The 16,991-nt window shown below is 64.7% G+C and carries 16 protein-coding genes and 1 riboswitch; of the genes, 8 read left to right on the top strand and 8 right to left on the bottom strand.

Annotated elements, in window-relative coordinates:
- Nucleotides 1-5: 5 nt before the first annotated feature.
- Nucleotides 6-1,931, bottom strand: a complete 1,926-nt coding sequence (locus AC0MAZ_RS08025; RefSeq protein ID WP_232854716.1) for a DUF1302 domain-containing protein — start codon at nucleotides 1,929-1,931, stop codon at nucleotides 6-8.
- 331 nt (nucleotides 1,932-2,262) lie between these two features.
- Entirely contained in the window at nucleotides 2,263-3,945 is a 1,683-nt protein-coding gene (locus tag AC0MAZ_RS08020; RefSeq protein WP_232854717.1) for a fatty acid--CoA ligase, read from the bottom strand.
- A 295-nt stretch (nucleotides 3,946-4,240) separates the two neighbouring features.
- Here AC0MAZ_RS08020 and AC0MAZ_RS08015 point away from each other — a divergent pair, with 295 nt between their 5' ends.
- From AC0MAZ_RS08015 to AC0MAZ_RS08005, 3 genes are all read left to right on the top strand, one after another.
- Nucleotides 4,241-5,206: a 2-hydroxyacid dehydrogenase gene (locus AC0MAZ_RS08015; protein ID WP_475860838.1), complete on the top strand. Its 966-nt coding sequence runs from the start codon at nucleotides 4,241-4,243 to the stop codon at nucleotides 5,204-5,206.
- Nucleotides 5,207-5,256: 50 nt separating this feature from the next.
- A complete protein-coding gene (locus AC0MAZ_RS08010; RefSeq protein WP_475860837.1) occupies nucleotides 5,257-6,255 on the top strand; it encodes a methyltransferase in 999 nt (332 codons plus the stop codon).
- Nucleotides 6,256-6,293: 38 nt separating this feature from the next.
- Nucleotides 6,294-6,415, top strand: a riboswitch (yybP-ykoY riboswitch).
- 90 nt (nucleotides 6,416-6,505) lie between these two features.
- Nucleotides 6,506-7,090: a TMEM165/GDT1 family protein gene (locus AC0MAZ_RS08005; protein ID WP_203652706.1), complete on the top strand. Its 585-nt coding sequence runs from the start codon at nucleotides 6,506-6,508 to the stop codon at nucleotides 7,088-7,090.
- A 73-nt stretch (nucleotides 7,091-7,163) separates the two neighbouring features.
- Here AC0MAZ_RS08005 and AC0MAZ_RS08000 read toward each other — a convergent pair whose 3' ends face one another.
- Entirely contained in the window at nucleotides 7,164-7,979 is an 816-nt protein-coding gene (locus AC0MAZ_RS08000) for a M48 family metallopeptidase (protein WP_110735860.1), read from the bottom strand.
- A 152-nt stretch (nucleotides 7,980-8,131) separates the two neighbouring features.
- On the opposite strand from AC0MAZ_RS08000, the gene AC0MAZ_RS07995 reads away from it, so the two are divergent.
- The gene (locus tag AC0MAZ_RS07995; RefSeq protein ID WP_203647977.1) at nucleotides 8,132-10,273 is read left to right on the top strand and encodes a methyl-accepting chemotaxis protein; all 2,142 of its coding nucleotides are present in this window, start codon (nucleotides 8,132-8,134) and stop codon (nucleotides 10,271-10,273) included.
- Nucleotides 10,274-10,426: 153 nt separating this feature from the next.
- On the opposite strand, the gene AC0MAZ_RS07990 is transcribed toward AC0MAZ_RS07995, so the two are convergent.
- From AC0MAZ_RS07990 to AC0MAZ_RS07980, 3 genes are read right to left on the bottom strand one after another with little or no spacing between them, the layout of a single operon-like run.
- Entirely contained in the window at nucleotides 10,427-11,047 is a 621-nt protein-coding gene (locus AC0MAZ_RS07990; protein ID WP_475860836.1) for an SOS response-associated peptidase, read from the bottom strand.
- Between the two features lie 15 nt (nucleotides 11,048-11,062).
- Complete coding sequence (locus tag AC0MAZ_RS07985) at nucleotides 11,063-11,323, bottom strand: putative signal transducing protein (RefSeq protein WP_203647979.1); 261 nt, start codon at nucleotides 11,321-11,323, stop codon at nucleotides 11,063-11,065.
- Nucleotides 11,323-11,505, bottom strand: coding sequence for a CPXCG motif-containing cysteine-rich protein (locus AC0MAZ_RS07980; RefSeq protein ID WP_010225771.1), 183 nt, complete (start codon nucleotides 11,503-11,505; stop codon nucleotides 11,323-11,325). The genes AC0MAZ_RS07985 and AC0MAZ_RS07980 overlap by 1 nt, the downstream gene beginning before the upstream one ends.
- Before the next feature lie 125 nt (nucleotides 11,506-11,630).
- Here AC0MAZ_RS07980 and AC0MAZ_RS07975 point away from each other — a divergent pair, with 125 nt between their 5' ends.
- Nucleotides 11,631-12,797 (top strand): 1-acyl-sn-glycerol-3-phosphate acyltransferase, encoded by a 1,167-nt coding sequence (locus tag AC0MAZ_RS07975; RefSeq protein WP_232854720.1) that lies wholly within the window; start codon nucleotides 11,631-11,633, stop codon nucleotides 12,795-12,797.
- A 224-nt stretch (nucleotides 12,798-13,021) separates the two neighbouring features.
- On the opposite strand, the gene AC0MAZ_RS07970 is transcribed toward AC0MAZ_RS07975, so the two are convergent.
- On the bottom strand, nucleotides 13,022-13,282 hold the full coding sequence (locus AC0MAZ_RS07970; protein WP_475860835.1) for a hypothetical protein: 261 nt from the start codon (nucleotides 13,280-13,282) through the stop codon (nucleotides 13,022-13,024).
- Between the two features lie 159 nt (nucleotides 13,283-13,441).
- Here AC0MAZ_RS07970 and AC0MAZ_RS07965 point away from each other — a divergent pair, with 159 nt between their 5' ends.
- A complete protein-coding gene (locus AC0MAZ_RS07965; RefSeq protein ID WP_203647981.1) occupies nucleotides 13,442-13,648 on the top strand; it encodes a hypothetical protein in 207 nt (68 codons plus the stop codon).
- 134 nt (nucleotides 13,649-13,782) lie between these two features.
- Here the strand turns inward: AC0MAZ_RS07965 and AC0MAZ_RS07960 are convergent, their stop codons facing one another.
- Nucleotides 13,783-14,367: a YajG family lipoprotein gene (locus AC0MAZ_RS07960; RefSeq protein ID WP_011532230.1), complete on the bottom strand. Its 585-nt coding sequence runs from the start codon at nucleotides 14,365-14,367 to the stop codon at nucleotides 13,783-13,785.
- 195 nt (nucleotides 14,368-14,562) lie between these two features.
- On the opposite strand from AC0MAZ_RS07960, the gene AC0MAZ_RS07955 reads away from it, so the two are divergent.
- Nucleotides 14,563-14,796: a hypothetical protein gene (locus tag AC0MAZ_RS07955; protein ID WP_203647982.1), complete on the top strand. Its 234-nt coding sequence runs from the start codon at nucleotides 14,563-14,565 to the stop codon at nucleotides 14,794-14,796.
- Between the two features lie 605 nt (nucleotides 14,797-15,401).
- Nucleotides 15,402-16,907: a malate dehydrogenase (quinone) gene (mqo, locus tag AC0MAZ_RS07950; protein WP_475860834.1), complete on the top strand. Its 1,506-nt coding sequence runs from the start codon at nucleotides 15,402-15,404 to the stop codon at nucleotides 16,905-16,907.
- The last annotated feature ends 84 nt before the right edge of the window (nucleotides 16,908-16,991 follow it).

The raw sequence follows: 16,991 nt of genomic DNA, 5'->3' as shown, positions 1-16,991 counted from the left end.
GTTTCTTAGAAGTTCACGCCGAAGCTGAGGGCGACGAAGTCGCGATCATCCACGGTGGTGTACTTGCCATCGAAGAAGTTGGTGTACGACAGGCTCGCCGTGTAGGTGTTCTGGTACTCGGCGTCCAGGCCAAGGCTGACCGCCTTGCGGCCTTCCTCGAAGTTGCCGCCTGGGCCCGGGGAGTAACCGTCGACGTCATGCGACCAGGCCACGCTCGGGCGCAGGTTCACACCGGCGAAGACGTTGTTGTAGTCCCAGATGGCGCGCACGCGATAACCCCAGGAGTCGGAGGTGGTGAAGCCGTCGTTTTCGCAGTAGCGCGACAGGTTGTTCTGCTCGACGCCTGCCAGCGTGGTGGCGTTGAGGCTCTGGCAGCGGCCACTGGGCAGCGGGCCTGGCCCGTAGACCGGGTCGCGGCCGTAGCGCATCTTCGAGGTGCTTTCCAGGCCACCGACGTGCGTCCAGCCTACCTCGCCGACCATGGTCAGACGCTCGGCGCCCATGACCTGGTCGAAGAAGTGGGTGAACGTGGTCTGCAGCTGGGTGATTTCCTTGCGACGATAGCCAGGCTGGTCGGTGTTCGGCGTGCCTTTCAGGACCGATGCGTTCGGATCGAGTGGCGTCAGGCCCGAATACAGGATGTCGGTGGTGTTCAGTTGCACCGGCGCATTCGGGCGATAGCTGATCTCGCCGCTCCAGGCCGTGCCGGTAGGCAAGGTGGTGGAGAAGCTCAGGCCGTACAGGCGAATATCCTCGGGGTATTCGACGTAGTAGCTGGAGTTACCGGCGACATACAACGGCATCAGTTGTTGGAGCAACGCCGGATTGGTCGCCGCGCCCGCTGGAACCCCAGCGCCGATCAGTGCGCCAGCCAGGTTGGCCGGGTTGTAGAAGCGCGCAGCGGCGCCTCGACCACTGAAGATCGGCGCACGGCTGTGATAGTTCATGAAGTAGCCACCGAACTCGGTATTCAGCGGCTCGTACATGTAGCGCAGCGCAACACCGAACTGGCCACTGTCCCGCGCATCACGGTCAGGACCACGACGCACGATCACACCTTCGTCAGGCGAGCCCCAGGAAACGCCCTGTGCCGCCAGCGCACGCATGGTCGGCCCCGAGAGCGCCCCCAGGCGTCCCGCCACGGCCGATTGCTTGGCCAGCACCGCCAGGTTGTTGTTGCAACCATCGGCGATTACGTCGGGCTGGGAGAAGAAGGTGCCGCAGTTGTCGACGACGGTCTGGTCCCACTCGATCTGGTAGAAGCCTTCGGCGGTCAGGTTGTCGGTCACGCTCTGCGACAGGTAGAACATGTTGACCGGGATCAGGCCTTCCTTGATCTCCGCACCCGGGCGGCGGAACGCCGAGACGTCGATGGGGTTGATGGCGTTGATGCCCCCCCCGATGAAGGTACTTTCACCCCAGCTCACCACCTGCTTGCCCAGGCGCACGGTGCCCGGCAGGTCGGCGATGCTGTAGTTGTGGTAGACGAAAGCGTCGAGCAGCTCCGCGCCCGAGGACTTGGCGCCCTCCTTGCGGTTGGAGTCGCTGATGTCCTTGAACTCGCGGTTTTCATCCTTGAGCTCGAAGTCATACCAGTACTTGCCGCGGACGAACACGCCGGTGTCGCCGTACTTGAGCTCCAGGTCGTGGATACCCTTGAAGATCTTCGAGAAGGTCTCGCCCTTCTTGAAGTTCAGGTGGCCATCGTCGGAGGTCTGCGACAGCCCCCTGCCGCCGTTGTTGGCCCCGATGAGGTTCTTGTTGGGGTTGGCAGTCGACCAGCTGGCGCCAACGGAGAGCGAGGAGTCGAACTGGCCTTCGATTTCACCGATGTTGAAGCTGACAGCGAAAGCAGGACTTGCGAGCGTGGAAGCGAGGCTGACGGCCAGGGGCAGTTTCGCCCGGCGCCAGAACAGGTTTGCAGATGTCATCGACGCTACTCCATGTACTTTTTTGTTATGGCAGTGAGTCCTTTCAGAAACGGCTCGAGCGCCCGGTGAAGCAGGCTCCTGCCCGTGGCGCCGCGCGTTGCCGCGTGGCGCCCTCCCCCATTCCTGAAAATCCCCTGACCCGACTATAGCCAGCGGTCACAGGTGCTTGATCCCTCTAAAGTGTGATTTGCGCGTCCCGCTTGCGGCCCACCCCGATCGGCCGGCCTGTGCGCTGGCAGTGCTCAAGCATGGCTCAATTCTACCGTTTGACAAGGCGCCATCCTGTCTAGCCTGCGGGGTCGCGCTGGAAAAAGCGCGACCCGCGCCCGGGTTACAGGGTGGAGAGGAAAGCGCTGTTACTGGCCTGCCACTGGCTGATATCCACGCGGATACGCTTCTTGTCGAGCTTGCCGACGCTGGTCTTGGGAATTTCAGTAACAAGGGCGATCTGGCTGGGAATCGCCCACTTGTTGATGTGCCCCTGCTCGACGAAAGGCTTGAGGTGTTCCTTGAGCGCGCGCGCATCGATGCTCTGCCCCTCGCGCACCACCAGCAATGCGAACGGGCGCTCGCCCCACTGCGGATCGGGCACCCCGACCACCGCGACCTCGCGCACCGCCGGGTGACGGCTGACCAGGTCTTCGAGGTCGAGCGACGAGATCCATTCACCACCGGTCTTGATCACATCCTTGATGCGGTCGCGGATGTCGATGAAGCCCATGCCGTCCAGCGTCGCGACATCGCCGGTGTGCAGCCAGCCGCCCTGCCAGAGCTCCTCGCCCTTTTCCGGTTCGCGGAAGTAGCCCATGGTCAGCCAGGGCGCGCGCAGCACCAGTTCGCCCTGGGTCTCGCCATCGGCGGGCAGGAAGTTGCCATTGCCATCGACGATGGCGGCCTCGACCAGGGGCACCGGCACGCCGGCCTTGATCCGGTAGCTGGTGCGCTCATCCTCGCTGCCGGCCTGCAACTCGTCGTTCAGGTGCGCGGCACTGATCAGCGGGCAGGTCTCGGACATGCCGTAGGCGGCGGTGAGCTGGATGCCCCGGGCCAGCGCCGCCTGGTACAAGGCGCGGTTGAGCGCGCTGCCGCCGATGATGATCTTCCAGCCGCCGAAATCCTGGCCGGCCGCCGACGGGCAGTTGAGCAGCATCTGCAGGATGGTCGGCACGCAGTGGGAAAAGGTGACCTTCTCCTCGCGCCACAGCCTGATCAGCATGTCCGGCTCGTAGCGCCCCGGGTAGACCTGCTTGATACCCATCATGGTCGCCGCGTAGGGGATGCCCCAGGCGTGCACATGGAACATCGGCGTGATCGGCATGTAGACGTCGTTGCTGCTCAGCAGCCTCACGCTGTCCAGGCTGCCCAGCACCGAAGTTTCGGCCAGGGTGTGCAGCACCAGCTGGCGATGGGTGAAATACACCCCCTTGGGATTGCCGGTGGTGCCGGTGGTGTAGAAGGTGGTGGCCACCGAGTTCTCGTCGAAGTCGGGGAAGTCGTACTGCGGGCTGGCGGCAGCCAGCAGTTGCTCGTACTCGCCCACCAGGTTCGGCAGGTCGGCGGTCTTGTCCGGGCCGTCGGTCAGCAGCAGGGTCTTGTCGACCGTGGTCAGCTGCCCGGCGATGCCCTGGTAGAGGCCGATGAAATCACTGTTGACCAGCACGAAGCGGTCTTCGGCGTGATTCATGGTGTAGAGGATCTGCTCGGGCGACAGGCGCACGTTGATGGTGTGTACCACGGCGCCGATCATCGGGATGGCGAACATGCACTCCAGGTAACGGTGGCTGTCCCAGTCCATCACCGCCACGGTGTCACCGGCCTTCACACCGGCCGCGGTCAACACATTGGCCAGGCGGGCGATGCGCTCGTTCAACTGCGGGTAAGTGAGGCGGATCTGGTCGCGGTAGACGATCTCGCGGGTCTTCTCGTAGCGGCTGCCGGACATCAGCAGGCGCTTGATCAGCAACGGGTATTGGTAGGCGCCCTCGGCGGGCTTGATGATGCGTGTCTGCAACATGGGTATCCCTTTTCTTCAATACGGGCAGAACGGTTCAGGAATCCACTGTAGTTCGGTGACGCACCGGTCAAATCAGCCGAAGGAATGATTTGCCGCGCCAAGGTATGAGTGGCGATGTCGGCGTTGACGAACAGCAACGCCGGGCCAGACACTGCCCCGAACGGATCGCGTGCCCTGTGGGAGCGGCTTTACCCGCGAATGCGCTAGTGGACTCGCCTGCGCATTCGCGGGTAAACCCGCTCCCACAGCTTCGAACCACCACCAAGAATGTATCCAGCCCTGCACCGGAGCCTCCATGCCCAGCCCACGTCGCGTCGTGTTTCTCGATCACCAGTCACTGGACCTGGGTGACCTCGACCTTTCGCCGCTGCGGGTGCAGTTCGATGAACTGCAACTGCACGCCGCCACCGCGCCAGGGCAGGTCGCCGAACGCCTGCAAGGCGCCACGGCGGTGATCAGCAACAAGGTGATGCTCGATGCCGCCACACTGGCCGCCGCCCCTGACCTCAAGCTGATCCTGGTAGCCGCCACCGGCACCAACAATGTCGACCTGGCCGCCGCCCGTGCCCAGGGCATCACCGTGTGCAACTGCCAGGGCTACGGCACGCCGTCGGTGGCCCAGCACACCCTGGCCCTGCTACTGGCCCTGGCCACGCGCCTGTGCGACTACAACCAGGCGGTGAAGGCCGGACAATGGGCCAAGGCCAGCCAGTTCTGCCTGCTGGACTTCCCCATCGTCGAGCTGGAAGGCAAGACCCTCGGCCTGCTCGGCCATGGCGAGTTGGGTGGCGCGGTGGCGCACCTGGCCGAGGCGTTCGGCATGCGCGTGCTGAGCGGGCAGATTCCCGGCCGCCCACCCCGGGCCGATCGCCTGCCGCTGGACGAACTGCTGCCGCAGGTCGATGCCCTGACCCTGCACTGCCCGCTCAACGAGCAGACCCGGCACATGATTGGTGCCAACGAACTGGCCCTGCTCAAGCCGGGCGCGCTGGTGGTCAACACCGCCCGCGGTGGGCTGATCGACGAACAGGCCCTGGCCGACGCCCTGCGCCGCGGTCACCTGGGCGGCGCCGCCACCGATGTGCTGAGCGTTGAACCGCCGGTCGAGGGCAATCCGCTGCTGGCGGCGGACATCCCGCGGCTGATCATCACCCCGCACAGCGCCTGGGGCGCAGTGGAGTCACGCCAGCGCATCGTCGGGCAGCTGGCCGAGAACGCCCAGGCCTACTTCGCCGGCCAGCCGCGGCGAGTGGTCGGCTGATCCGCCGACGCCTCTGCTACACTGCGCCACTTTTTCAGGAGGCGTCGTCCATGGACCCGCGCAGTGAAGTGTTGCTCCGCCAGGCAGAGCTGTTCCAAGGCCCGCTGCTGATCGCCGGCGCCCAGGCCGATGGCCTGCTCGGCCAGCTGCCCGGCGCCCATGGCTGGACCTGGCATGCCGGCGACCAGGCGCTGCTCGAGAGCCGTTTCGCCGGGCGCAGCCACTACGGCGTCGAGGTGCCCGAGGTGGCCTTCGACGCCGCCGTGCTGTTCCTGCCCAAGTCCCGCGAGCTGGCCGCCTACCTGCTCAACGCCCTGGCCTCGCACCTGGGCGGTCGCGAGCTGTACCTGGTGGGGGAAAAGCGCGGCGGCATCGAAGGCGCGGCCAAGCTTCTGCAGGCGTTCGGCAAACCACGCAAGCTCGACAGCGCCAGGCACTGCCAGCTGTGGCAAGTAACCGTGGACAGCGCCCCTGAGGCCAAGCCGCTGGAAAGCCTGGCCGAACGCTTCGAACTGCCGCTGGAAGATGGTCCGCTGCAAGTCATCAGCCTGCCCGGGGTGTTCAGCCATGGGCGCCTGGACAAGGGCACCGCGCTACTGCTGGAGCACCTTGACGGCCTGCCCGGCGGCCATGTCCTGGACTTCGGCTGCGGCGCCGGCGTGCTCGGCGCCACGATCAAGCGCCGTTATCCGCAGAGCCGGGTCACCTTGCTCGATGTCGATGCCTTCGCGGTCGCGGCCAGCCGCCTGACCCTGGCGGCCAACGGTCTGGAAGGCCAGGTGATCAGCGGCGACGGCATCGATGCCGCGCCGGCCGATCTTGACCTGATCCTGAGCAATCCGCCATTCCACACCGGCGTGCACACCGACTACCAGGCATCGGAAAACCTGCTGAAAAAATCAGGCGAACATCTGCGAAAAGGCGGCGAAATGCGGCTGGTCGCCAACAGCTTCCTGCGCTACCAGCCGTTGATCGAAGGCGCCCTGGGCAACTGTGAAATCCGTGCCGAGGCACAAGGCTTTCGCATCTACCGAGCGACCCGCGGCTAAAAACAGGGCTTGCCGAAAGCGTTTCGCCTAGGCAGAATCCGCTCCGTCCTAGGGGAGTAGTCTCCCGCGAGCGCCCTGCTCGCCCGGCACGCGTCAACACACTTGGCCCACAGGCCATGGCGCGTGCGACCCACGATCTGCGCAGACAGGTCCAGGGTTTGACAAGACCTATGACACGCACACCTTACCCGGGGCGGGAAGGCTGTACGTGTCATAGCCGTGTCGACCCGCCCCCGTAGGAATCCTGATGCTGGAATCGTTGCTCGTCCCCACCGCCATCGTTGCCCTCGCCGAAATCGGCGACAAGACGCAATTGCTTGCGCTCATCCTCGCCGCACGCTTTCGCAAGCCTTGGCCGATCATTGCCGGGATCATCGCCGCGACCCTGGCCAACCATGCCGCCGCAGGTGCCGTGGGCGCCTGGGTCAGCGGTTTCTTCAGCGAGTCGGTGCTGCACTGGATTCTTGCCGCGAGCTTCACCGCCACCGCGCTGTGGACCCTGGTACCGGACAAGATGGACGATGACGAAACCAGCAACGCGCGCCGCTTCGGGCCGTTCGTCACCACGCTGATCGCGTTCTTCCTCGCCGAGATCGGCGACAAGACCCAGGTGGCCACGGTGATGCTGGCCGCCCAGTATCCGCACCTGATCATGGTCATCATCGGCACCACCTTGGGCATGCTGATCGCCAACGTGCCGGTGGTCCTGGCGGGCAACTTCGCGGCGGAGAAACTGCCGCTGACGCTGATCCGTCGCCTGGCGGCGACCGCGTTCATCGTGCTGGCCATCGTCGCGGTGTATTCGGCGATGAAGACCAGCGGCTGGATAGGGTGAAGCAGCGACAAGTGGCAAGCTACAAGCGGCAAGAAAGAGCAGATGCGTCCTTACTTGCCGCTTGAAGCTGCTTTTACTTCTTGGCCGCTTGATACAACGGCATCACCTTCGGAATCGCTGCCTGCAGCGAGGCGATCCGGCTGCTCGACGCCGGGTGGGTGCTCATGAACTCAGGCGGCGCGCCTTCGGACGCCTTGCTCATCTTGTTCCACAAGGTGATCGCGGCGTTCGGGTCGTAGCCGGCGCGGGCCGACAGCTCGAGGCCGATCAGGTCGGCTTCGTTCTCGTTGGCCCGGCTGTTGGGCAGGGTCATGGCGTAGTTCACCACGGTGTCGGCCATAGCCATGCTGTCCTGGCCCAGGCCGAAGATCGCGCCGGCACCCTGGCGGGCCATTTCCACGCCATAGGCCTTGGACATCGCTTCACGGCTGTGCTCGCGCAGGGCGTGGGCGATCTCGTGGCCCACCACCGCGGCGATCTCGGCGTCGGTCAGCTTGAGCTGATCGATCAGGCCGGTGTAGACGATGATCTTGCCGCCCGGACCGCAGTTGGCGTTGAGCTCGTCGCTCTTGATCACGTTGACTTCCCAATTCCACTGCGCGGCATCCGGCCGGAACTGTGGTGCCTGGGCAATCAGGCGCTTGGCGATGGCCTGTACGCGCTTGGCATCATTGCTGCTCTTGTCCAGCACGCCCTTGCTCGACGCCTCGCCGAGGGTCTGCTGGTAGGACTGGGCGTACATCTGGTTGACCTCATCGGTCGAGAGCATGCTGAACATGTACTGCTGGCGCTGGACGCCCACGGCACCGCCACTGGTGGTATTGACCGCCTGGCAGCCGCCGAGCAGGACGCTGGCCGTCAGCATGCTGACAACGAATGACTTACGCATGAAAACACTCCCTATTTACGTGCCGCGTATCCTAGGCCCTGACGCCCGTGCCTGCCAGAGCCACAGGTAAGATTTCTGGCAAGCCCCTCATGCTTTGGTATTAGCCCGCCGATAACCCTCGGTAACGACCTCCTTGCGCGCGGAGCTTTGCCATGAAGTTCAAGTCGATCCAGTTTTCCGTGGCCGCCCTGGCCGGTGCCATCGTGCTGAGCATTGTCGCGGCCCTGGTGCTGTACGCCGTGTATTCCGGGCAGCGGACCCAAACACTGGTGCAACAGCGCACGCAACAGCAGTTCGAGACCGTCATCGAACAGCGTCTCTCGGCCCTGGCCCGCACCCAGGTCAGCGAGATCCAGCGCGGCCTGGAAGCGCCCCTGGCGATCGCCCGCGGCCTGGCCACCGGCAACGCCATGCTCGGCATGCAGGGCGCCGATGGCCAGCCGCTGATGCGCATTGATCGTGAACACCTGATCAACCAGCTCAAGCGCACCGTGGAGGTCAACCCGAGCGTGCTGGGCGCTTACCTGGGCTGGGAGCCGAACGCCCTCGACCATGCCGATGGCCGTTACGTCGGCAGCCACCTGGTGGGCATCGACAGCGCCAGCGGGCGCTTCCTGCCCTGGTGGTTCCGCAATGGCGACGGCAGCCTCGGCCAGGACAAGCTGGCCGATGTCGACGACCGCACGGTGCTCGCCACCGGCGTGCGCGCCAGCGAGTACTACCTGTGCCCCAAGGAGTCGAAGAAGGCCTGCGTGATCGATCCCGCGCCTTATAAGGTGGGCGACAAGATGGTCATGCTCGCCTCGTTCGTCGAACCGATCATGATCGACGGCCAGTTCCAGGGCATGGCCGGCGCCGACCTGTCGGTGAACTTCATCCAGGACTTGCTCAATGCCGCCGACCGCCAGCTCTACGACGGCGCCGGCGAACTGGCGCTGGTCTCCAGCAACGGCCGCCTGGTGGCCTACACCCGCGATCCGGCCAAGTTCGGCGAAAAGGCCGGCGACGTGCTGGACAGCGACGAAGCCAACACCCTCAAGAACCTGAGCGGCGAGGCGCTGCACTATGAAGTGGACGCCGCCAAGGACCGCATCGAGCTGTACCTGCCGTTCAAGATCGCCGGCACCGACGCACGCTGGACCCTGCTGCTGGAGCTGCCGCTGAGCACGGTCATGGCCGACGTCAACCGCCTGCAGCAGGACCTGGCCGAACAGCGCCGCACCGATATCGCCGGCATGACCGTGGTCGGCCTGGGCATCGCCGCTCTCGGCCTGCTGGTGATCTGGTTGCTGGCCCTGGGCATCGCCCGCCCGCTCAAGCAGATGGTGAGCATGCTCGACGACATCGCCCAGGGCGAAGGCGACCTGACCCGGCGCCTGCAGAGCGACCGGGCCGACGAACTGGGCGCCATCGCCAAGGGCTTCAACACCTTCCTGGCCAAGTTGCAGGCGATGATCAGCCAGGTGGTCAGCTCGGTGCAGAAAGTCAGCGACTCCTCGGAACACACCGCCGACATCGCCATCCGCACCAACCAGGGCGTGCACAAGCAGATGGCCGAGATCGACCAGGTGGCCACCGCCGTGCACGAAATGACCGCCACCGCCCAGGATGTGGCGCGCAACGCCACGCAAGCGGCCCAGGCCGCCAGTGAAGCCGACCGCGCCGCCAACCAGGGCCTGGACATCGTCCGCGATACGTCGCACTCGATCAGCGAGCTGGCCGCCGAGATCGGTCGCGCCGTGACCGTGGTCCAGGACCTGGCCCGCGACAGCGAGAACATCAACGCCATCCTGGTGACCATCCGCGCCATTGCCGAACAGACCAACCTGCTGGCGCTCAACGCCGCCATCGAGGCGGCCCGGGCCGGCGAACAGGGCCGCGGTTTCGCGGTGGTCGCCGACGAGGTGCGCAACCTGGCGCAGAAGACCCAGCAGGCCACCCAGGAAATCCAGCAGATGATCCAGCAACTGCAGCTGGGCACCCGCGAGGTGGTCAAGGTGATGGAAGACAGCCAGGGCAAGACCGACATCAGCGTGCAGCAGGCCAGCCGCGCGGCCGAGTCGCTGGCGAGCATCACCCAGGCGGTGTCGGTGATCAACGACATGAACACGCAGATCGCCAGCGCCGCCGAGGAGCAGAGCGCCGTGGCCGAGGACATCAACCGCAACGTGATCAACATCGGCCAGGTAGCCGGCGAGGTGGCCGGCGGCGCCGACGAGTCGAGCCAGGCCAGCGCCGAGCTGACCAAGCTGGCCGAGCAGCAGCGGCGGTTGATCAATCAGTTCAGGGTGTAGGCCTGCACGCGCGCCCTTGTAGGAGCGGCCTTGTGCCGCGAAAGGGCCGCGAAGCGGCCCCAGGGCTTCAGCGTTGACGCAAAGATCGCCGGGGCTGCTTTGCAGCCCTTTCGCGGCACAAGGCCGCTCCTACAGGGAGTTAGCGCACGCCACCTAGGCGGGAGTCAGGCACTCCGGCCCATTGAGCTTCGGATCGTTGACGAAATTCGCCAACGCCCGCTCACGCAGTGCCGTCGGCGGTTTGGCCAACAACTCGTGCAATCTGGCCATCGGTGTTTCAGGATCCAGCCACAGCGCCTGCTCGGCCTCGTCCAGGATCAGCGGCCGACGCTGGTTCATCGCCGCTTGCGTCACTACCGCGCAACTCAGCCATGCCTGCTCCTGCACCGGGTAGACCTCCCACAGCGCGGCGAAGAACAGCGACGCGCCCTCCCCCGGCGTCACCCAGTACGGGCGCTTGCGCGCCGTGCCTCGCCATTCGTAGAAACCGTTGGCCGGCATCAGGCAGCGCCGCTGGCGCAAGGGTTCGCGAAACATCGGCTGCTCGGCGAGGGTCTCGGCACGGGCCTGGGCCGGGGTGCGGGACAGGTCGGTGAGCCAGGCCGGGGTCAGCCCCCAGCGCGCACCGGCCAGCTGCAGCTGGCCGTCGAGCTGGCGTTGGATCAGCACCGAGGCACCGGGCGAGATGTTCCATAGGGCCTGCTGGCCCGCGGGGAAGCCCGGCAGGCCGGCGAAGCTCTGGGACCAGCGAAACAGGGCGTAGCGTCCACACATGGGCGAAATCAAAACCTAGCAGATCAGGGTTCCGGGATAACTCTCCGGTTCGTCGCCGGCAAGCGGCTGGGCGGCATTGTACGCATCGATCAACTGCCGTGCGTAGCCTGCCTGCTCATCCGGCACCGCCAGCCCCAGCAGTCCGTGCATCGGTAACTCGCCTGCGGCGCCCATCAGGTCGCGCCCGACCAGGTGCACCTCGATGCCCTCGCTGGCCAGCATGCCCACCAGCACCTGCGCCTCCAGCAGGCTTTCCGGCTCATAGATCCGTTGCATCAGTCGTTCTCGCCGTAGACATCGAGCATCCACTCCTCGCCATGCACCTGCAGCACGAAGCGGATCGGCTTGCAGCACACCTGGCAATCCTCGATGTACTCCTGGTCGCCGCCGGACAGGTCCACCGTGGTTTCGACTTCTTCGCCACAATAAGGGCAATCATAGATCGCAGTTTCCAGCATCGCGGCCTCCGAAGTGACTTGTGCGTATAATTGCCGGTCTGTTTACAGGGCCTGTGTGCGTCCGAGCCGTTTTTCGGAGCCCGCCCCTACCTAATTACCCTAGCCGTTTCCAACAAGAGAGCATGATGGGCGAATTCGATGCCATCCGACCGTACGACGACGCTGAGGTCCCTGCCGTTCTGGCACGCCTGCTCAGCGACCCGGCATTCCTCGATATCCTCACCCACTTCCGCTTCCCGCGCGCGGCCGGCGCCTTCGGCTGGCTGCTCAAACCGCTGATCGCCCGGCGCCTGCGCAAGGAATTCGCCGGCGTGAGCTGCGTCTCCACGCTGCAGGACAAGGTCGAGTACTACGTCGACCGCACCATCGACCGCGCCACCGACGGCGTCACCTATACCGGCGTCGAACAGCTCAAGTCGGGGACCGCCTACCTGTTCCTGGCCAACCACCGCGATATCGTGATGGACCCGGCCTTCGTCAACTACGCGGTGTACCACGCCGGCCTGCCGACGCCGCGCATCGCCATCGGCGACAACCTGCTGCAAAAACCGTTCGTCAGCGACATGATGCGCCTGAACAAGAGCTTCATCGTGCACCGCTCGATCAGCGGCCGCCGCGAGAAGCTGGCCGCCTACCAGTTGCTCTCGGCCTACATCAACCACTCGATCCGCAACGATTGCGTGTCGATCTGGATCGCCCAGGCCGAAGGCCGCGCCAAGGACGGTGACGACCGTACCGATTCGGCGATCCTCAAGATGTTCCACATGAGCCGCAAGGACGAGCCGTTCGGCGCGGTGGTCCAGAGCCTGAACCTGACCCCGGTGTCGATCAGCTACGAGTACGACCCCTGCGACCAGGCCAAGGCCCGCGAGCTGTACATCCGCGCCACCACCGGCAGCTACACCAAGGCGCCGGGCGAGGACGACAACAGCATCGCCCAGGGCATCACCGGCTACAAAGGGCGGGTGCACATCAACTTCGCCCCACCGGTGACCGATTACCACGAGGACACCAAACAACTGGCGCAGGCCATCGACCGGCAGATCCTCGGCGGCTACCGGCTATTCCCGGTGCACTACCTGGCCTATGCGATGTGGGCGGAGAAGGACGCGACGCTCGAGGTGCCGAGCGCGGAGAAACTGTTCCCGGCCGACGAGTTGGCCAAGGCGAAGGAAGAATGGCAGCGCCGGCTGGACGCCTGCCCGGTCGAGCATCAGCCGTACCTGGTGCAGCAGTATGCGACGCCGGTGCGTAATCAGTATCAGGTGAAGCGTCAGCCGGCGTCGGCCTGACAACGCTTTAATGGAACTGAACATAACTCATTGACTGAGCAGGACCCTGTGGGAGCGGCTTTAGCCGCGAAGAATCCAACACGGTACCTGGCACCGGCTCCGCCGGTGTTCGCGGGTAAACCCGCTCCCACAGGGCGCGCGGGCTACCCGCGAACTCAGTTCCCTGCGCTACAGCGCAGCCCAAAGGGCTGGGTAATCACCTACACAGAGCAGGAATCAGCGATTCAGACCCAGGTACTGAACCAGGACAGCAGCAAGGCCATCGCCAGGCAGCAGAAGCCCAGGATGTAGTAATAGCGCGGTATCCGCTGCTCCAGCGCATCCACCACGCCTTCATCCACCGCCAGGCTTTCCCGGCTCAGCGCCTCGCGACGCCGGGCGCTGTGCAGCAGCAGCCCGCCAGGGCAGGTAATGAGCAGGGCCAGCAGGTTGATCAGCTTGGCCGGATGGGCGGCCAGGAAGCCCCAGAACACTTGCAACGACATTGCGCGACCTCGGTATCACGTGCGGCAAAGCCCGGCATTCTACCCAAGCCCAGGTTCACTGCCGCCACTTTGCGACCAGCTGTCATTTAATTTCATCTGTCACACGCTCGTCATCAAGGCAGGCCACCCTGTCGGCCTTCAACCGAACCGGAGCTTGTCATGCTGCACGCCGAAAACCAGGACCGCCTCTACCTTGTCGCCCAGAGCGACGAGCAGCAGGCGCTGATCGATGGCTTCGCGATCAATGTCCAGGACCGCCAGTGGCTGGTTTACTGCGCGCTGGGTGGGCATGCCCACCAGGACCTGCCTGAGGTCGACCCGTACACCGGGATCAGCCTGCTGGACTTCAATGTGCTGGCTGCCTGAACCGCGCTGCCTGCTCTCCCACTGAAGCCCCACAGCACGCGTGGGAGCGGGCTTGCCCCGCGACAGGCCAGTACAGACAACAAAAAAACCCGCAGCCTGATCACAGGCTGCGGGTTTTCTTCACTGCAAAAACCTTACTCGCCCAGAACCTGACCGACGGTCGGGTCCTTGAACAGACGGGTCAGGGCATCGCTGAGCACATCACTCACCAGCTTGGTGTTGGTTTCCTGGTTCGGCGCCATGCCGAAGCGCTGGTCCAGCGAAGCACCGTAACGGCCGCTGTAGCGGCGGTTGGCGTTGGACACGTCGGCACGGAAGGTGGCGCCGATGGTCGCCTCGGTCACGTACATCTTGTCCTTGGGCGACTGGTACTTGAGCTCGGCCAGGGTCACGGTCAGCTGCGGCGCGTTGTAGGCGTTTGGCGTCGGGGTAAAACCAAGCAGGCGCACCGCCGCCTCGGCCTGGGCCTGCAGCTTGGGCACGACATCGTTGCCATTGACGGTGATGGTGCTGGTCTCGGGGTACATGCCACCACGGGTGCCGAGCGATTGCGAGGCGCGCCCGTCGACGACCTTGACCACCACCGGCTGGCCATGGCCGACCGGGGCCAGTTGCTGGGTAAGCTTGGGTTGCGGGCTGAGTTGCTGCGGGCTGTGGGCACAACCGGCCAGGCTCAGGCTGGCCACCGCGAACAAACCGACCAACAGACGTTGCAACATGCGCGTTTCTCCAGAAAAAGCGGCAAAGGCCCACAGTATACCTAGCGGCAAGCTTCCAGCGGCAAGCTGCAAGCAAAAGCACCTACGCTTTTCCTTGCAGCTTGCCGCTGGAAGCTTGCAACTGCCCTTCTGTCACAATCGTTTCATGCCCCCCGGTTACTCTGGCGCCAGCCCTCACACACAGGACTGACCACCATGGCCTCGCTCTGGACCCTGCTCTTGCACCGCCCGCGCCACGCCACCTACGCCCGTCTCGACAGCGACGGCATCTGCCTCGGTTTCAAGCACTGCGCCACGCCACCGGGCAACGGCGCCTGGGTGCAGGTGAACGAGGCGCAACTGGCCTGGCTCGGCCGCCCGCTGCCGGCCAGCGCCCGGATTTGCGCCCGTGCAACGCAGCGTTGGCAGCAACGCACCCTGTCGGCCTGACAAACGCTGCAATAAAAACCCAACAAGTACGCCCTTTCCGCCCGCGACATCGTTATAATCTCCCCCCGATTATAAGGACGTCTCCTGATCGGGCCCCGCATTCGCCGCTTGACCCCGGCACCCTCGACGCTTCGCCCACAGAGAGCCTTCCACTCAGGTCTTGCATTGGCTGTCGTGCCTGCTGTTTCCGGCCTTCTGCTTCGCATGAACCTGCGGGTTGCCATCGCGCAGTCCACTTTTGAGGTTCACGACTCCAAAAGAGCGTGAAAAAACGGTTTTTCACAACTTCACGAGAGTGTGGCGAGCAAATGAACAGTCTGGCATGTGCAAGAGCGGCAGATGTGTCCCGAACAGCCCTGAACAGACGGCAAAAGCGCTCATCCCCGATGAGCCTCTGAGGCCGGTCCATAACGCACGACGGAGCACTTGACCATAAGTCGAATTGCCGCACCCGTGGCAATGGGCGTTCAATAGCCGAACACCCAAGACTGATTGGCGGTATCCGCGGAAGTTGCAAGAACTGCGAAGAGTCGGACATGGCGATCCTGGCCACCCCACGGATCCTATGCTGTCAATTAGGTGCTGTAGATTGTGGAGACGCGTTAATGGCGCAGAACGAATCGGTTGATGTGGTACTGGTAGGCGCGGGCATCATGAGTGCCACCCTGGCCGTACTGCTCAAGGAGCTCGACCCGACCCTGAAGCTTGAGGTCGTCGAGGCGATGGACTCCGGGGCCGCGGAGAGCTCCAACCCCTGGAACAACGCCGGTACCGGCCATGCCGGCCTGTGCGAGCTCAATTACACCCCGCAGGCCGCCGATGGCAGCATCGACATCAAGAAGGCCGTGCACATCAACACCCAGTTCGAGGTCTCGCGCCAGTTCTGGGCCTACCTGAGCCGCAAGAGCGGCTTCGGCTCGCCGCGCGCCTTCATCAACCCGGTACCGCACCTGAGCTACGTCGAGGGTGACAAGGGTATTGCCTTCCTCAAGAAGCGTTTCGAGCTGCTCAAGCAGCACCACGCCTTCGCCGAGATGGAATACACCGAAGACCAGGCGGTGATGAAGGAGTGGATGCCACTGATGATGCCAGGCCGTCCGGCCGACCAGCGCATCGCCGCCACCCGCGTGATGAAGGGCACCGACGTCAACTTCGGCGCCCTGACCAACAAGTTGCTCAAGCAGCTGGGCAACAGCCCGGACGCCCAGGTCAAGTACAGCAAGAAGGTCGTCGGCCTGCGCCGCAACGGCAGCGGCTGGACCGTGAGCATCAAGGACGTCAACAGCGGCGGCAGCCGTGAAGTCGACGCCCGCTTCGTCTTCCTCGGCGCCGGCGGCGCGGCCCTGCCGTTGCTGCAGATGTCCGGCATTCCGGAGAGCAAGGGCTTCGGCGGCTTCCCGGTCAGCGGCCAGTGGCTGCGCTGCGACAACCCGGAAATCGTCAAGCAGCACCAGGCCAAGGTCTACAGCCAGGCCGCGGTCGGCGCCCCGCCGATGTCGGTACCGCACCTGGACACCCGCGTGGTCGATGGCAAGACGTCGCTGCTGTTCGGCCCCTACGCCGGCTTCACCACCAAGTTCCTCAAGCACGGCTCGCTCCTGGACCTGCCGCTGTCGGTGCGCGCAGGCAACCTCGGCCCGATGCTGGCCGTGGCCCGCGACAACATGGACCTGACCAAGTACCTGGTCAGCGAAGTGATGCAGTCGATGGAACAGCGCCTGGAATCGCTGCGCCGCTTCTACCCCGAGGCGAAAGCCGAGGACTGGCGCCTGGAAGTGGCCGGTCAGCGCGTGCAGATCATCAAGAAGGACCCGAAGAAAGGCGGCATCCTGCAGTTCGGCACCGAGCTGGTCTCGGCCCAGGACGGCAGCCTGGCCGCGCTGCTCGGCGCCTCGCCGGGCGCCTCGGTGACCGTGTCGATCATGCTCGAGCTGATCGAGCGCTGCTTCCCCGAGCAGGCCAAGGGCGCCTGGGCCGCCAAGCTCAAGGAGATCTTCCCGGCCCGCGAAAAGGTCCTGGCCACCGATGCCGCGCTGTACCACAAGATCAGCGCCGACAACGACGAGGCACTGGAACTGGCGGAAAGCAGCCCGGCCAAGCACTACGCCTGATCCGGCTGAAACGAAAAAACGCCCCTCGGGGCGTTTTTTTGTGCCTGCCTCACTGCCCCCACCTCTCCTCTGTAGGAGCGGCCT

This window comes from Pseudomonas sp. A, assembly GCF_056270345.1.
This window is presented reverse-complemented; position numbering and strand designations above follow the sequence as displayed.

Bases quoted from the DNA above. Each gene is read 5' to 3' on its own strand.
- AC0MAZ_RS08020 (WP_232854717.1), bottom strand. From the start codon at position 3,945: ATGTTGCAGACACGCATCATCAAGCCCGCCGAGGGCGCCTACCAATAC.
- AC0MAZ_RS07970 (WP_475860835.1), bottom strand. From the start codon at position 13,282: ATGTCGTTGCAAGTGTTCTGGGGCTTCCTGGCCGCCCATCCGGCCAAG.
- mqo (WP_475860834.1), top strand. From the start codon at position 15,402: ATGGCGCAGAACGAATCGGTTGATGTGGTACTGGTAGGCGCGGGCATC.
- AC0MAZ_RS07955 (WP_203647982.1), top strand. From the start codon at position 14,563: ATGGCCTCGCTCTGGACCCTGCTCTTGCACCGCCCGCGCCACGCCACC.
- AC0MAZ_RS07980 (WP_010225771.1), bottom strand. From the start codon at position 11,505: ATGCTGGAAACTGCGATCTATGATTGCCCTTATTGTGGCGAAGAAGTC.
- AC0MAZ_RS08015 (WP_475860838.1), top strand. From the start codon at position 4,241: ATGCCCAGCCCACGTCGCGTCGTGTTTCTCGATCACCAGTCACTGGAC.
- AC0MAZ_RS07985 (WP_203647979.1), bottom strand. From the start codon at position 11,323: ATGCAACGGATCTATGAGCCGGAAAGCCTGCTGGAGGCGCAGGTGCTG.
- AC0MAZ_RS08010 (WP_475860837.1), top strand. From the start codon at position 5,257: ATGGACCCGCGCAGTGAAGTGTTGCTCCGCCAGGCAGAGCTGTTCCAA.
- AC0MAZ_RS08000 (WP_110735860.1), bottom strand. From the start codon at position 7,979: ATGCGTAAGTCATTCGTTGTCAGCATGCTGACGGCCAGCGTCCTGCTC.
- AC0MAZ_RS07965 (WP_203647981.1), top strand. From the start codon at position 13,442: ATGCTGCACGCCGAAAACCAGGACCGCCTCTACCTTGTCGCCCAGAGC.
- AC0MAZ_RS07990 (WP_475860836.1), bottom strand. From the start codon at position 11,047: ATGTGTGGACGCTACGCCCTGTTTCGCTGGTCCCAGAGCTTCGCCGGC.
- AC0MAZ_RS07960 (WP_011532230.1), bottom strand. From the start codon at position 14,367: ATGTTGCAACGTCTGTTGGTCGGTTTGTTCGCGGTGGCCAGCCTGAGC.
- AC0MAZ_RS07995 (WP_203647977.1), top strand. From the start codon at position 8,132: ATGAAGTTCAAGTCGATCCAGTTTTCCGTGGCCGCCCTGGCCGGTGCC.
- AC0MAZ_RS07975 (WP_232854720.1), top strand. From the start codon at position 11,631: ATGGGCGAATTCGATGCCATCCGACCGTACGACGACGCTGAGGTCCCT.
- AC0MAZ_RS08025 (WP_232854716.1), bottom strand. From the start codon at position 1,931: ATGACATCTGCAAACCTGTTCTGGCGCCGGGCGAAACTGCCCCTGGCC.